Consider the following 14,837-nt stretch of genomic DNA (forward strand, 5'->3'; position numbering starts at 1 on the left):
CACCGAGCCCTGCAGCTCACAAAACCTCCACTCAAGTTGCCTCCACATGGCCGCTATTCGCGTTTGACCGGAAGGACGGAAGCATAAGCGCTGGTCACAGCGTTGCAAGGTGCCGTTCAACGCCTCCGAGATCATCACGGAGGCCGGCTCACCTCAACAACCTCATGCGCCCCAGGCGTTGACTCCCTCCCGGGAGTGGTGGAACGTGAGCAATGCGCGCGGTCGGCGAATGGGTCCGCCCGTCAGGGGATGAATGCGACGTGCCCGGAGTCGGTCACCCGTCGACGTCGTGCGCGCGAATTTGCATATTCCGGATTTCACACTTGCAACGTAAGGCGCCGTGTCGGCACTGCGGTGGGTGGGCGAGGAGAATCTGTTGAGTTCGGGTACGGAATCGGCGAGCGGGTTGTACGGGCGCAAATCAGGGCAGCGGGTGACAGTTCGCGAGTTGGCGCAAGCCAAGCGGCGTCAGGAACGTTGGGTGATGCTGACGGCGTACGACGCCCTCACCGCAGGGCTCTTCGATGAACAGAAGGTGCCGGCGCTGCTGGTGGGCGACAGCGCGGCGAACGTGGTCTACGGCTTCGACTCCACGGTACGTGTGGGCATGGACCATTTGATGCCGCTGGTGCAGGCAGTGGTGCGGGGAACGCGGCATGCCCTGGTGGTGGCGGACATGCCGTTCGGTTCCTATCAGAATTCCGTTACCCAGGCGCTGACCAGTGCTACGCGGTTCCTGCAGGAAGGCGGGGCGCAGGCGGTGAAGCTGGAGGGCGGCGCCCGGGTGGTCGACCAGGTGTCGGCGCTGGTGGAGGCCGGCATCCCGGTGATGGGCCATCTGGGGCTCACCCCGCAGTCGGTCCACGCTTTGGGGGGCTACCGGGTCCAAGGCCGCGCGGAAGCCGGTGAGCAACTGCTGGCCGATGCCAAGGCGCTGGCAGCGGCCGGGGCGTTCGCTCTGGTCCTGGAGGTGGTGCCGAGCGATCTGGCGCGTCGGGTAACCGCCGAAGTCGACATTCCCACGATCGGCATCGGCGCGGGCGCCGACTGCGACGCCCAAGTACTCGTCTGGCAGGACCTGGCCGGACTGACTCCCGAGCCGGCACCGAAATTCGTCAAGCGCTACGCCGACATGCGCTCACAACTGGCTGCGGCGGTCGGCGAGTTCATCGACGACGTGGCCGCTGGCGGATACCCGGACTCGCAGCACTGCTACTCGTAGGAGTCAAATCCCGTGAACACTACACAAACAGCCGGTGACCTCACCGCCCTGTTGAAGGACGCCCCCACCAACTGGGGCCGGTGGGGCGACAACGACGAGGTGGGATGCCTGAACCTGCTCGACACCGGACAAGTCCTGCGCGGCGCACAGGCGATACGGCAGGGCCGCGTGGTGACGCTGCAGCAGCTCATCGGGGACGCAGCGGACGAACTGATGCACCCCAGCCGCGATCCCGCACAGCACACGATCACTCAGGACCGGCAGAGCTACCGGAACGGCAGCGCCGTGCCTTTCCCCGGCGGTCTGCAGTTTGCCGATGACACACTCTCCATGCATCTGCAGGGCACCACCCACGTCGACGGCCTCGGACACGCCTGGTTCGACGACACCATCTACAACGGCCGCAGCGCCGACACCACCGTCGGTGGGATGCAGCATGCCGGGGCCCTGCCGCTGGCCGAACGCGGCATCGTCGGTCACGGCGTACTCATCGACATCGCCGCGCACCGCGGCAAAGAGACGCTGGAGCCGGGCGAGACCTTCGACCACCACGACATTGTCGAATGCGCCGGTGCCCAGGGCATCTCCCTCACTCCCCGGGACATCCTGGTGATCCGCACCGGCTGGCCGCGCTATTGCACGCAGGCAGGTCCCGACGTACTGACCGACCTCAACGAGCCGGGACTGCTCTACAGCCCCGAACTCGTCGAATGGTTCCGGAGCATGGAGATTCCGGTGCTGGTCACCGACACCATCGCCAACGAAGCAACCCGCACCCCCGGCGGCTCCCAATTCGCCCTGCACGGTGCGCTCATGCGCAACCTCGGCGTGGTCTTCACCGAGCTGGCCGCGCTGGAAGAGCTCGCCATGGACTGTGCCCGCGACAGCCAGTACACCTTCCTGTACGCGGCCTCACCACTGAAGATCACGGCAGCCACCGGTTCTCCCGTCAACCCCCTCGCGATCAAATGAGCAACGGTAGAGCGCAATGGACCGTGAGCGTGATCGGCGGGGGGCGGGTCGGCACCGCACTCGGCGCGATCTTGGCCGGTGCCGGGCACCGAGTGGTGTGCGCCTCCGGATCCTCGCCGGCCTCCCGGCGTCTGATCGACGAGCGGTTGCCCGGAGCACAGATCAGCACGCCGCTGGAGGCCGCCCGTGCCGCAGAGCTTGTGCTGATCGCGGTACCCGACGACTCTCTGCACACCCTAGTTGAGGAGCTGAAGCCCCTCCCCTGGCACGGCAAGCTCGTTGTGCACACCAGCGGCCGGTACGCCGTCCAGGATCTGGCCCCCTTGGCCGAGGCAGGCGCCGGCACCGCCGCCATCCATCCCGTGATGACGTTCACCGGGCAACGCGACGACCTTGACCGGATCGCCGGCACGCCATTCGGCCTCACCGCACCATCCGCCCTCACCGCCACCATCCGCGCCCTCATAGCCGACTTCGGAGGCACGCCCTTTTCCCTGCCAGAGGACCGCAGCCTCTACCACGCGGCTGTCACGCACGCTGCCAATCACCTCGTCGCCCTGGTATCCGCAAGCCTTGACATGCTGCGCAGTACCGGAGTGGACGACCCCGCCGAGCTGCTCGGTCCGCTGACGCGGGCCGCCCTGGACAACACGCTGCGCCGTGGCGTGGACGCCCTGACCGGCCCCATCGCACGCGGAGACAGCCGCGTGGTCGCCGGTCACCTCGACGCTTTGGCTCGCCACTCGGCCGAGGACCACCACGCCTACCTGGCCATGGCCCGCCACACTGTGTACCGCGCGGCAGCAGCGGGACGTCTCACCGGCTCCGCTGTCGCCACGCTCCAGAACATCCTGAACGATTCCATAGCGAGCCATGGCCAGCAAGCGGCAACGGCGCAGACGCCGGCTCGGCATGGACGCGACCAGGTGGTGCTCGATCTGGTACCCCGTCCCAATCAACCGCTGGATGATGCACCGTCAGCAGCGTCAGAGCACCGAAACAGCACAGCGGGACGGTAGGCGCCTCTCGTCGACGCCGCCACCTGCTGCGCATCCAGCCGGACGGTTGTCGACGTGGCAAGGCGGCGCGTACGACGAGCTCGAACAACGCGGGTGGTCCGTTTCCGGCACTCGACTTTGTGCCTGCGCTTGTACATGTCGCGGTTGACGCCTGGTGGTCTGCCGCCTGCCGAACCGCGGCGGAGACGGTGTCCTGCCTGGTCACGCTTCTCCGGGATGGTGTGCGGGATCTGCCGCCGGCGCAGGTACTCGCGGATCTGGCGGGAGGAGTAGGCGCGATCGGCAAGGAGGTGGCTGGGGCGGACACGTGGTCGTCCACCAGCAGGCCGTGGAACGCGGATGCGGTCCATGACCTTGGTGAACACCGGCGCGTTGGCGCTCTGTCCGGTGGTGATCACGGCGGACAGGACGTGAAAGGAGGTTTCGACAGCGAGGTGGATCTTGGTTGTCAGGCCGCCGCGCGAGCGTCCGAGCGCGTGGTCCTCCGGCTCGGCCGCCAGCCCGTTGGCAGGCGGCCGGCCCGGATCGTGATCCCCTTTTTGCGGGCCCCGGCTTCCGCCTCCAGCTTCCGCAGCGCGTACGACAGGGCTGGCTGGCTCACGTACAGCCGCGCTGCCGCCCGGCGGAGGAAGCGCGTTGATTTCTGTCTTGGACAACGGGAACGGGCGGTGGCCGTCATGGAGACGCGCGCCGGGACATCGCCCGGGCGTGCTCGCCGGCTGGTACCCCGTCGGCTTCCGGAACCACCCTGGAGATTTCCATGTGCGACAACGCCCGCGCCGTTTCTGCTCCCGTCGCCACCCCGCCCGCTCCGCAACCGGCAAGGTCTGGCTGATCAACGGCGCCGGCTCCGGTTTCGGGCAGGCGATCGCGCGGGCAGCTCTCGGCGCCGGTGACACCGCGGTGGCCGCCGCCCGCCGCCCCGAATCCCTGACGTCACCTCTTCGGCGCTGGGGGACTGGAGGGGCGGATCGTCGTGGTGAGGCGTCGCAGCGCGGTCTGGGCGGGCGGGCCCCAGGTGCGCTTGCCGCCCGGACGGCCGTGGACGCCTGCCTCTCCGATGAAGATGCAAGCGAGGGCTTTCAACACGGCCCAGCCGCGGGCGCGGCGTCGGGTCGCTGCGTCGGCGGCCGGTTGGCAGGCGTCGTGGAAGCGGTCGACGGCGCCGTCCGGCAGAAGCATCCAGGCGGCAGCGAGATCGCAGGCCGGATCGCCCGCGAACAGATCGCCGAAGTCAATCACACCGCAGAAGGTGCCGTCCGCCGTGAGGACGTTGGCCGGATGCAGATCGCCATGCAGCCACAGTGCCGGCCCCGTCCAGTCGGGTGCGGCGACGGCATCTTCCCAGACGGCGCGGACAGCGTCCGGGTCAGGGATCAGCCGCGACTCGGTGGCCGAGGCCAAGGCCTGTTCGAACCCTTCCGCCTGATCGGTCAGCGGCCCTCCGCGGTCACGACCGGTCGGCGCCCCGGCGGGGGCAGGTCGGTGAAGAGCGGTGAGGAACGCGGCCAGGGTGTCGGCCGCCTCCGCGGCGCGCGTGGCGGGGGCGCGGTCGGCGGGCGTTCCCGGCACCCAGGTGGTGACGATCCAGGGCCGCGGAAACCGCTCGGAGGGTTCGCCGAGGCGCTGCGGTACGGGGACCGGCAGGGGAAGGTGCGGGGCGAGAGCGGGAAGCCAGGCGTGCTCCTTTCGCAGCAGCGCGTCCGCGGACAGCGTCGCCCAGGGCAGCCGGACGGCGAGGTCGTCGCCGAGCCGCCACAGCTGGTTGTCCCAGCCCCGCGCACCGAGCCGCACAGGGTGATCTGCCAGGTCGGGGTGCTGGTCGCGTAGCAGATCCCGGACCAGTTCCGCGGTGATCTCGATCTCGGTGTGGGTCATGCGGAGCCACGATAGCCGGACGGTGGACCACCGTTCGTGACGTCCAGTACGCAGCAGAGTCCGGCCTGAGCATCCGGGCCGCTCGGTTGCTCGACGCGGTGATGACCGCGGTCACGATCTTGCGGGCGGCTCCAGCCTCCGGCGGGCCTCGCCGCCAGGCCCGGGTCGTTCTCGCGGGCTGTCCACGCAGGGCGATCCCCATGGAGGCATCGACATCAGCTGACCCCCTGCGACCGCACGACACAGCGGCGGCCAGCAGGGGCCCTCCTGCCGACAAGGGCAACGAGTTCTGCCTCGGCTGAGCGTCCTCCAAGGCGGCGAGGCGGGAGCCGTCTCCCTCGGGCCTCCTTTGGCCAGGCCGCCGGCGCGCCCGATAGCCGCCGTCCGCGAGGACCGCGGTCGGGGAGGCCGGCATCGCGCAGCCGATCTCCCCCCGGTGACGGCCGCCATCGGCGCCTGTCTGGGGTTACCTCGCGGCCAGGAATGCGGGCAGGGTGAGGGCCGAGTGGGCCGGTCGTCCCTCCCCGGAGGGCATGGTGCTGAGATCGCGCAGCATGTCGTTGCGCCGCTCCAGGGCGCGAGCGGTGGTGGGGAAGAGCGTGGCGTCGCCCACGCCGATCCGCCCCTGGTTCAGGGTCACGAACTCACGCGTGTCGTGTTCGTAGGCGGCGAAGCCCGCGGTGGCGTCACGGTCGGCCAGGGAACCGGCCAGCATGTACGCACCGACGAGCGCGAGGCTGGTGCCCTGTCCGGTGAGGAACGAGGGTGCGTACGCGGCGTCGCCCACCATGGCGACCCTGCCGCTGGACCAGCGAGGCATGCGGATCTGGCTGACCACGTCGATGAACAGATCATCCGCCTCGCGCATGGCGGCGATCATGCCCGGGACTTCCCATCCCGCGTCGGCGAAAAGAGTGGCCACCAGGTCCCGCTGGGCCTCTGGGTCGCGGAGCGCGTCGAGTGGCGGTTCCGGGTGGGCGAAGTTCAGGAAGGCGTGCACTTCGTCGTCGTCCCCTACGGCGTAGAGAGCCGCGGCTCTGCCGGGGGTGTTCCACATCATGGTCTCGTGGGAGAGGCCGAAGGTGTTGCGCATCGTGAACACGGCGAAGCAGTACCCGAGATACCGGTGGAACTGCTCTTCGGGGCCGAACAGGAACTCCCGGGTACGTGAGTGCAGACCATCCGCGCCGAACACCATGTCGAACGTACGTCTGCCGCCCCCGCGGAAGGTGACATCGACCCCGTGGCCGGACTGGTCGAGGGTGGCGATGGAGTCGTTGAACATGAACTCCACGTCGTCACGGACCGCCGTGTAAAGAGCGTCGGTCAGATCCCCGCGCCGCACCTCCAGGTCCCGTCCCGCGACACTGCCGACGACGGTATGCGGGTTGACCGAGGCCACCTTGCTGCCGTCCCCGTCGAGGAAGGTGAGCCGACGCAAGTCGACGTGTGCGTCATGTAATTGTGGCAAGATTCCCATCCGCCGGACGACCTCCAGTGCGGTGCCGCGCACGTCGATGGGGTATCCACCGCTCCGTAGTGCGCCCGCCTTCTCCACCACCGTGACCGCGTATCCGTAGCGGTTCAGCCAGAACGCGAGGGCGGACCCCGCGATGCCGGCCCCCGAAATCAAGACCTCGTGCCTCGGCGTGGTGCGGATGTCCGTCAACGGATCGGTGAGGGTCATGCCTTGACTCCTTTGCTCATGGTGCGGACGGCAAGCAGGGACAGCGCCGTGACGGCGCCGGCGATGACGAAGCCGGTGACGAAGGCCGATTCGGCCGGGCCTTCCATCCCGGGATGGGTCCCGGCGGTGAGGAAGGCGCCGCTGACCTGTGCGCCTGCCGCGAAGCCGATCACGCGAGTCACCAGGACCAGGCTGGTGGCGGTGCCGGTGTTGCCGTGATCGACCGAGGTGGCGGTCTTGACGACCATCGCCGTGATGCAGACACCGCTGGTCAGGGCGATCAGCGCCTTACCGACGACGAGGTGCCAGATCTCGGTGTGCACGAACGCCAGGGCGACCAACGTGGCCGTCATGACGCCGACTCCGGCAGTGACCACGGCGCTGGAGCCGAAACGCCGCGCCGCGGCCCCGCCGAGCGGCCCGCTGATCGCCCCCGCGACGGCGCCGGGCAACAGGTACCGCCCGATGTCGGTGGAGCCGGCCCCGAACCCGTATCCGTCGGCGGACACCGCGAACAGCTGCGGAACGAGATACATCGACACCGAGGTACCCACGCAGACGGCGAATGTGACCGCATAGGAGCTCCATATCGCTGGCTTCGCCACCAGGTTCAGATCGACCATCGGCGAGGGTGACCGGCGTTCAACGAAGATCCATCCGGTCACGAGGAGGGCCAGGAGCACAACGAGGGCGCCGAGCGCCAGCGGCCGGCTGCCGAACTCGGGCGCCATCGAGAGCCCGAGCATGAGGGTCAGCAGAACGCCGCTCAGGAGGACCAGGCCGGGCCAGTCGATCCTGGCGTCCGACCGGGCCGGCGGATCGTTCGGCATCAGCCGGTGGACCAGCAGGGTCGCCACGGCGACCGCGATCGTCGGTATCGCGAACATCCAGTGCCGGGACAGCCCTTCCGCGATGGGCCCGGCCAACAGCGTCCCCAGCATGCCGCCGCCCACGAACAACCCGCTGACCACCCCGATGGCCACCTGGGACTCTCCCGTGGGGAGGTGCTTGCGTACCAGGATGAACGAAAGCGGCATCGCGCCCACCATCGCGCCCTCCAGCACCTGACCGAGCAGCAGGACCGGCAGGTTCGGTGCCAGCGAGGACACCAGTCCACCGGCCGAGACCACCGCCATCAGCCGGAGCATCATCCATTTCCCGCCGTAGCGGTCACCGAGGTTGCCCGCGACGGGCGTGACGAGAGCACCGGTGATGAGCATCGTGATGCTGAGCAGTGCCCCTTGGGCGGGACTCATGGACAATTCCCGTTGCAGCAGCGGGAGCGTCGGGGTCACCACCGACTCCAGGGTCCCGGTGGCGGCCGCCAGCATGCCGAGGGCCCCGACAGCGGCCTTCCCGATGCGGAGCGGGGGCGCCAGGGTTGTGGTCATGAATGTTCTTTCCTTCGTTGTCGGACGCGTGAGGGTTCGGCAACGCGCGTAGCGCTGCCGTTTCGCCGGGCCCGGTTCGGGCACTGTGCTTGAGCACGTGCGCCCCCTTGTCCGTGTGAGCCGGCATGTTAGGAAGCGCGGCGCTCACCCCACATCACCCCCCAGAGCCACTGTTCGTGCCATACCTGGGGTGGGTCAGGGTGACAAAAGGCGGGCACGGTCGGCGCACCAGGTTTCCACCTGCGACGCGGCGCCAAGTCGAGGAGGAGCCGGAGACCCACGAGCAGGTCAAAGGGGCTGGGGAACAGCCGTAGTGTCAGGGGGCGGGTGAGCGGCCTGTGGAGGCAGCCGGATGGCTGTTCGGCGACCAGGAGCGGACCGTTGTCACCGCCGAGCGCGCAGACGGGCTCGGCAGCGTGACCGCCGGCGGCCACAAGTCCTCCCGCCACCAGCAGAGGGGACTCGTCGACCTTGGATACGGCGGCACCACCAGCGAGGTGACGGCGAACAGGCCGGCCGGCGGCAGCATCCTTCTCGCCCGCGGCCAGGGGCCCCAGCGCAGCCCCTCCCGCAGGTAGAGGCCCAGAACGAGAAAGAAGGCGTTCAGGCCGCAGGTGAACAAAGCGATCAAAGCCGGCCCGCGCCTCGCAGCAGCCGAGCAGGGGCCAGCCCCCCGGCGGTGGGCGCCGGCGCGCACCCGGCGGAGGCGACCACGATGAACACATCCAGGTTGGCCAGCGGCGTGCCGACCAGCATCACCGCGAGAGCGGCCCAGCGTCGCGCCCCGGGGCATCCCCGTGACGGGGACCGCGGCGTGAGCCGCGTCGGCTGGAGCTGACTGGGACATGCCCTACGGGTGAACCTGAGCGGCCATGGCCGCTCAGGTGTGCTCGGGAGCGGTGGCGCTGGCGCTGGTGGCGCAGTGGCCGTCGGCGCTGCCCGGGGAGTCGGTGATGGGCGGGGTGCCGGCGGCCGAGGCCCGCACGAGGCGGGGTCCGTCCGGCCCGTACACCGCGCGCGGTTCGGGAAACGCGGTCAGCAGTCCGAGGTAGCTCACGGCCGCGAGGGCGAGGCCGACCGGCAGGGAGATGTCGGCGCCGTTCGCGAGATCACCCAGCGGGCCGACGAACTGGCCCGGCAGGTTCACGAAGAGCAGCGCCACGACGGCCGACACCAGCCAGGCGGACATCCCGCGCCAGTTCCAGCCGTGGGTGAACCAGTAACGGCCGCCGCGCTGACGGCGGTTGAAGACCTGCAGCGCCTCAGCGTCGTACCAGCCACGGCGGGTGACATAGCCGAGAACCATCACGATCATCCAGGGCGCGGTGCAGGTGACGATCAGCGTCGCGAAGGTGGAGATGGACTGGGTGAGGTTCAGGACGAACCGGCCGAGGAAGAGGAACACGATCGACAGGGCCCCGATGAGGAAGGTCGCCCTGACCCGGCTGAAGCGCGGAAAGACGCTGGAGAAGTCGAGGCCGGTGCCGTAGAGCGCTGTGGTGCCGGTCGACAGACCGCCGATCAGCGCGATCAGGCACAGTGGCAGGAAGTACCAGCCGGGTGAGATCGCCAGCAGCCCGCCGACGTAGTTGGGAGCGGCCGGGTCGACGTATGCGGCGGCCTTTGTGGCGATGACCGAGGCGGTGGCCAGGCCGAAGACGAACGGCAGCAGGGTGGCGAGCTGGGCGAGGAACGCGGCGCCCATCACCCGGCGGCGCGGTGTCGCGGCCGGGATGTAGCGGGACCAGTCACCGAGGAAGGCGCCGAAGGAGACCGGGTTGGACAGCACGATCAGTGCGGCGCCGATGAACGAGGGCCAGAACAGCGGGTCGGCGGTGGAGGTGAAGGTGCCCGCGTAGCCGGGGTCGAAATCGCCGCCGAAGGCGACGGCGCCCAGCACGAAGAGTGCCGAAGCGGCCGTCACGGCAACCTTGTTGACCAGCAGCATGAAGCGGAAGCCGTAGACGCAGACGATGAGGACGAGGACCGCGAACACCGCGTAGGCGGCGCCGTACGAAACCTCCGACTCCGGTACACCGGCGAGCCGGTGCGCCCCGCCGATGAGCGCGTCACCCGATGACCACACCGAGATCGAGAAGAACGCGATCGCGGTGAGCAGCGAGAGGAACGAGCCGACGATCCGGCCGTGCACCCCCAGGTGCGCCGAGGATGAGACCGCGTTGTTCGTGCCGTTCGCCGGGCCGAACAGCGCCATGGGGGCGAGCAGCAGCGCCCCCGCGACCAGGCCGAAGACGGTCGCCGCGAGACCTTGCAGGAAGGACAGCCCCAACAGGACGGGAAAGGCGCCGAGTACGCACGTCGCAAAGGTGTTGGCGCCGCCGAAAGCCAGCCGGAAGAGGTCGATCGGGCGGGCCGACCGCTCCTCGTCCGGTATGCGGTCGACACCATGGGTCTCGATCTCGGTGATCGACGTGGTCACGGACTCCACCCTCCGGTACGGCTGTGGTATCGCCCCGTGGTCGGGGACGGGGCCACAGTCTGCGTCCTATCGCTGACCAGCGGCAACCGCCCGGCGGGGGCACCCTGGCATAGGGTGGCCGTCTCATCCGACGCACTGCGACGAGGATCAGCCCATGCGCGGCAGCACCAGGATCCGCCTGATCGAGCCCACCGACGCTGCCCCGATCGCCGCGCATCGGGTGCGGGACTTCGAGGCTTTCCGGCCGTGGGAACCGGCCCAGCCGGCCGGCTTCTTCACCCCGGAGGGCCAGGCGGAACGGATCGACAACCTGCTGGCCGGATACCGGGCCGGCGCGGTCTGGCCGGGCGTAGTGCTCGCCGACGACTGACCGATCACCTCGGCGGCGCCGCCGGAAGCACGGCTACCAGCCCGTGGAACGCGAACGCCCGGTCGTCAATCGCCGGCCGACGCACTGCCGCGCGCCACCGGCCCTGGGCCGTCGTGGGCCTCGGCGTCCGGGACGAAGTCCAGCCCCGTCATCAGTTCCGCGAAGGTGCGGGCGGCGTTGCGCGAGGTGAAGAGGCGGTCGAGTCTGGCGCGGGCCAGGCCTCGCTGGAAGGGGCCGGAGTGGGTGTCGTCACCGGCGTCGTGGAGGGTCCGGGTCAGCCAGTGGGAGAACTCCTGGTCGTTCCAGACGCGGCGGAGGCAGCGGCGTGAGTAGGCGTGCAGGCCTGTGTCGTCGTGGTCGTGGACCGAGTCACGGACGGCGCGGGCGAAGAGGTCCGCGTCGTGGAGGGCGAGGTTCATGCCCTTGCCTCCCAGGGGGGAGACGATGTGGGCGGCGTCGCCGACGAGGAAGAGGCGGCCGTACCGCATGGGCTCGTGGACGACGCTGCGGAGCCGGAAGACCTCGCGGTCGGTGATCGGGCCGGGGACGAGGGCGGGGTCGGCGAGCCGGGTGCGCAGGGCCTCCCAGATACGGCTGTCGGGCCAGGCGTCGGGCCGGTCCTCGGGCGGGCACTGAAGGTAGTAGCGGCTGGTGTGCGGGCCGCGGGCGAAGTGGGCGGCGAAGCCGTGCGCACTGACGGCGAGGAGGGGGCGGGCCGGCGGCGGGGCGTCGGCGAGGACGGTGAGCCAGCCGATGCCGTGATCGAAGGCGTGGGCGGTGAGAACACCGTCGGGGACGGCGGCGCGGCTGACGCCATGGTCGCCGTCGCAACCGGCTACGAAGGCACACGAGATGGCACGGAGAGTGCCGTCGGCGCTGCGGTAGCGGACGGTCGGGCGGTCGCCGGCCAGATCGTGCAGGGAGATGTCGGCGGCCTCGTAGCGCAGGTCGCCGCCATCGGCGAGGTATGTGGCGGTGAGCTTCTGGACCAGCACCTGCTGCGGGCACAGACGGGCCCGGGGGCCTTCGGAGCCGTCGTCATCGGACACCAGGTGGCTCTCACCATCCACCCGGAACTCCATGAGGCCATCGGACGGGGCTCCACCGAGGACTTGGTCGGCCAGCCCCCAGGAGTCGAACATCCGGACGGCGCGGGTTTCGACGATGCCGGCCCGCTGGCGCTGTGTCACGCGCCCGCGGCTCAGGCGCTCCAGGATCACGCAGTCGATACCGCTGCGCCGCAGAAGGTTGGCGACGGTCAAACCGGCCGGACCCGCACCGATCACCACGACAGTCGTGGACTCCGACGGCTCCCGCGACTCCTGGGGCCCTGCTGCCATTTGACCGCCTCCTGGGTAAGCCCGGCCAAGCGCGATCATGCTCGATCCCGCCCGCGCCATGCCCTTTGACCGCCCCGTCCGGGCTTCGCCGGTCGCCGGTCGGCGGTCCAGGCACCGGCATGGGCCATCACTGTAGGGCACATCACCTACCGATCGGGGACTGGACAGGATAGGGGAAGGCGTTGTGCGGTGGCCGGCCGGCAGGAATGGTCCGTAGGCCACGACCGCCGGCAGGGAGCCGCCGAAGACCAGCAGGGCCTTGTCGCGCTGCGGCCCCCGGATACGAGGTCGTGAGGATCGACATGGCGGCGGGTCGATGAAGGCCGCCGCCACGCCGGTGGCCGGGCCGAGGCCGGCGCGGACGGCAACCGGCACGCGCACTCGGTGTGCGGCGCCACCGGACAGGGTCCTCAACGCGGCCCAGTCGGCAGTGCCGGGACGTGTCCGGGGTGCCGGTGCAGACAGCCAGGAGAACGTCCTTCACGGCAGCTCAGAAGGCATGCCTTCATCGCCGAGGCGCCGGCGGACGCTCACCGATCGGTGGAAGCGGCTTCAAGGTTTGGGCACAAATTCCACACATCCTCTCTTCAGCGGGGCCCCGATGGTCTAGATTGGCCCGTGCTTCACATGTTTGGACACCAGGCGACAAATAATGATCTATGGGTCCGGCTCTACGAGTAGCGAGCAGTCGCCTCGTCGGCGCCGGACGTGGGGGTGATCGATTTTTGGAGCCGAGGGGGGCCTTGGGTGCGGGGAGCGCCCGAGGACGCGACGGGCTCCCACGTACCTCAAGAGTCTGGCCGGACAGGCGAGTCCGCTGCCGCCAGGGTGAGTCGTTCACGTACGTCTGAGACAGCCGGCATGGCATGCGTGGGAGGCGGGGGCCTCCCACGGGGAGGAACAGCGCGGCGCGGGGGGCGGGGGGCCTCCCGTGGGGGAGGAACAGTACGGGAGGCGGGGGCCTGCCGAAGGGGGAGGAACAGTGCTAGGCGAATACGTCGAACCACTGGGGACCTGGGGGGTTCTGTGCGGCAAGGGGGATTAGTCAACCCGTTTTCGCCGGCGCGAGGGCGTTTGGCGGACGGGACAATCAGCCAGCCCGCCACCGACTGGGAGCAGCGGTACCGCCGTACCGTGATCACCAGCGATACGGTGGCCACGGCCTGCGTGGTGGCGGCGATCGGCAACTTCTTCGGGGCCCGGGACGCGGCCAACTGGCATGAAAAATGGGGAATTCTCGCGTTCGGCACCGAGCTGCTGGTGCTGGGGGCGCTTGCGGTGACCCGGTCGTGGGCTCCGGCCGTGCTCGGCCAGGGCGCCGAGGAGTTCCGCAGGCTCGGACGCTCACTGTTCGCGGCGACCGTCGTGCTGGCGCTCGGCGGGATCGCCCTCACCTCGCGCAACATCAAGCTCTGGATCTTCGTCGCGATCCCCGCGATCGCGCTCATCACCATGACCGCGCGGTATCTGCTGCGTCTGTGGCTGCACAAACAGCGGAAGGAAGGACGCTGCCTGCGACCGGTGCTCGCTGCCGGGAGCCTGGCCACCGTACGCGACCTGATCACCCGAACCCGCAAGTTCCCGCACCTCGGCTGGCGGGTGGAGGCGGTGTGCACGACGGACGGTCTCGGCCTCGGTGGTGACCAACTGGACGGAGTGCCGGTCGTCGGCCCGCTGGCGGACGTCGCGGGCCACGTGCGCCGCGACGGCTACCGTGTCGTCGCGGTCACACCGGATCCGCACTGGTCACCGGACCGGCTGCAGCGGCTGGCCTGGAACCTCGAAGGCAGCGACGCCGAGATGGTCGTGGCCCCGGTGCTGATGGAGGTGGCCGGCCCGCGGCTGCACATCGACGCGGTGCTCGGGATCCCGCTGCTGCGGGTCAGCATGCCGACCTTCACCGGGGGCCGCCGGGCGGTCAAAGGGGTCGTCGACCGCATGGGCGCGGCGATCCTGCTGGTGCTGTTCGCGCCGCTGATGGTGTTCGTCGGGCTGCTCGTGCTGGTGGACAGCCGGGGTGGCGTGTTCTACCGCCAGCGCAGGGTCGGCAAGGACGGCCGGGAGTTCACCATTCTCAAGTTCCGCACCATGGTCGCCGGGGCTGACCGGGGGCGAGCCGCGCTGGCCCACCGCAACGAGGGCGCCGGCCTGCTGTTCAAGCTCCGCCGGGATCCGCGGGTGACCCGGGTGGGAGCGGTGCTGCGCCGGTACTCGGTCGACGAGCTGCCGCAGCTTTTCAACGTGCTCACCGGATCGATGTCGCTCGTCGGTCCGCGGCCTCCGCTGCCGGAGGAGTCCGCCGCGTACGGCCCGGACATCCGGCGGCGGCTGCTGGTCAAGCCCGGGCTCACCGGCCTGTGGCAGATCAGCGGACGCAGCGATCTGCCGTGGGAGGAGGCGGTCCGGCTGGACCTGCGGTACGTGGAGGACTGGTCGCTCGCCCTGGACACAGTGATCTTGTGGAAGACGCTGCGCGCGGTGCTCCAGGGGCAGGGGGCCTACTGATGGGCGGGGGCGT

The 14,837-nt window shown here is 69.7% G+C and carries 11 protein-coding genes and 2 pseudogenes; 6 read left to right on the forward strand and 7 right to left on the reverse strand.

Annotated features, from left to right (window positions below):
• The first annotated feature begins 358 nt into the window (after positions 1-358).
• The 3 genes from panB to ASC60_RS25070 are packed head-to-tail and all read left to right on the forward strand — an operon-like array spanning position 359 to position 3,213.
• On the forward strand, positions 359-1,222 hold the full coding sequence (gene panB, locus ASC60_RS25060) for a 3-methyl-2-oxobutanoate hydroxymethyltransferase (protein ID WP_199831042.1): 864 nt from the start codon (positions 359-361) through the stop codon (positions 1,220-1,222).
• A gap of 51 nt (positions 1,223-1,273) precedes the next feature.
• Positions 1,274-2,194: a cyclase family protein gene (locus ASC60_RS25065; RefSeq protein WP_234357111.1), complete on the forward strand. Its 921-nt coding sequence runs from the start codon at positions 1,274-1,276 to the stop codon at positions 2,192-2,194.
• Positions 2,191-3,213, forward strand: a complete 1,023-nt coding sequence (locus tag ASC60_RS25070) for a Rossmann-like and DUF2520 domain-containing protein (protein WP_079038589.1) — start codon at positions 2,191-2,193, stop codon at positions 3,211-3,213. The genes ASC60_RS25065 and ASC60_RS25070 overlap by 4 nt, the downstream gene beginning before the upstream one ends.
• Here the strand turns inward: ASC60_RS25070 and ASC60_RS43145 are convergent.
• The 5 genes and pseudogenes from ASC60_RS43145 to ASC60_RS25085 form a co-directional block, all read right to left on the reverse strand.
• Positions 3,150-3,704, reverse strand: a pseudogene (locus tag ASC60_RS43145) (transposase); the annotation flags it as partial. The gene ASC60_RS25070 and the pseudogene ASC60_RS43145 sit on opposite strands and share 64 nt — an antisense overlap.
• Complete coding sequence (locus ASC60_RS39640) at positions 3,662-3,892, reverse strand: LysR family transcriptional regulator (RefSeq protein WP_079038590.1); 231 nt, start codon at positions 3,890-3,892, stop codon at positions 3,662-3,664. The pseudogene ASC60_RS43145 and the gene ASC60_RS39640, both read right to left, overlap by 43 nt.
• Positions 3,893-4,149: 257 nt before the next feature.
• The gene (locus tag ASC60_RS25075) at positions 4,150-5,091 is read right to left on the reverse strand and encodes an aminoglycoside phosphotransferase family protein (protein WP_055554690.1); all 942 of its coding nucleotides are present in this window, start codon (positions 5,089-5,091) and stop codon (positions 4,150-4,152) included.
• A 466-nt stretch (positions 5,092-5,557) separates the two neighbouring features.
• A complete protein-coding gene (locus ASC60_RS25080; RefSeq protein ID WP_055554692.1) occupies positions 5,558-6,778 on the reverse strand; it encodes an FAD-dependent monooxygenase in 1,221 nt (406 codons plus the stop codon).
• Positions 6,775-8,169, reverse strand: a complete 1,395-nt coding sequence (locus tag ASC60_RS25085) for an MFS transporter (protein ID WP_055554695.1) — start codon at positions 8,167-8,169, stop codon at positions 6,775-6,777. Before ASC60_RS25085 ends, ASC60_RS25080 begins: the two co-directional genes overlap by 4 nt.
• A gap of 338 nt (positions 8,170-8,507) precedes the next feature.
• On the opposite strand from ASC60_RS25085, the gene ASC60_RS25090 reads away from it, so the two are divergent.
• Positions 8,508-8,747: a hypothetical protein gene (locus ASC60_RS25090; protein ID WP_055554697.1), complete on the forward strand. Its 240-nt coding sequence runs from the start codon at positions 8,508-8,510 to the stop codon at positions 8,745-8,747.
• Between the two features lie 302 nt (positions 8,748-9,049).
• Here ASC60_RS25090 and ASC60_RS25095 read toward each other — a convergent pair whose 3' ends face one another.
• Positions 9,050-10,609, reverse strand: coding sequence for a cytosine permease (locus tag ASC60_RS25095; RefSeq protein WP_055554834.1), 1,560 nt, complete (start codon positions 10,607-10,609; stop codon positions 9,050-9,052).
• A gap of 154 nt (positions 10,610-10,763) precedes the next feature.
• Between ASC60_RS25095 and ASC60_RS25100 the strand changes: the two are divergent.
• A pseudogene (locus ASC60_RS25100) lies at positions 10,764-10,976 on the forward strand (N-acetyltransferase); the annotation flags it as partial.
• Positions 10,977-11,044: 68 nt separating this feature from the next.
• Here ASC60_RS25100 and ASC60_RS25105 read toward each other — a convergent pair.
• Entirely contained in the window at positions 11,045-12,319 is a 1,275-nt protein-coding gene (locus tag ASC60_RS25105) for a 4-hydroxybenzoate 3-monooxygenase (protein WP_055554698.1), read from the reverse strand.
• Between the two features lie 1,026 nt (positions 12,320-13,345).
• Between ASC60_RS25105 and ASC60_RS25110 the strand changes: the two genes are divergently transcribed.
• A complete protein-coding gene (locus ASC60_RS25110; protein WP_055554700.1) occupies positions 13,346-14,824 on the forward strand; it encodes a sugar transferase in 1,479 nt (492 codons plus the stop codon).
• Positions 14,825-14,837 lie beyond the last annotated feature (13 nt).

Source organism: Streptomyces sp. NBRC 110028 (assembly GCF_001417735.1).
Taxonomy (GTDB): domain Bacteria; phylum Actinomycetota; class Actinomycetes; order Streptomycetales; family Streptomycetaceae; genus Streptomyces.

Excerpts from the sequence above, each read along its gene's own strand:
- ASC60_RS25070 (WP_079038589.1), top strand. The coding sequence starts at position 2,191 with ATGAGCAACGGTAGAGCGCAATGGACCGTGAGCGTGATCGGCGGGGGG.
- ASC60_RS39640 (WP_079038590.1), bottom strand. The coding sequence starts at position 3,892 with ATGACGGCCACCGCCCGTTCCCGTTGTCCAAGACAGAAATCAACGCGC.
- ASC60_RS25075 (WP_055554690.1), bottom strand. The coding sequence starts at position 5,091 with ATGACCCACACCGAGATCGAGATCACCGCGGAACTGGTCCGGGATCTG.
- ASC60_RS25080 (WP_055554692.1), bottom strand. The coding sequence starts at position 6,778 with ATGACCCTCACCGATCCGTTGACGGACATCCGCACCACGCCGAGGCAC.
- ASC60_RS25085 (WP_055554695.1), bottom strand. The coding sequence starts at position 8,169 with ATGACCACAACCCTGGCGCCCCCGCTCCGCATCGGGAAGGCCGCTGTC.
- ASC60_RS25105 (WP_055554698.1), bottom strand. The coding sequence starts at position 12,319 with ATGGCAGCAGGGCCCCAGGAGTCGCGGGAGCCGTCGGAGTCCACGACT.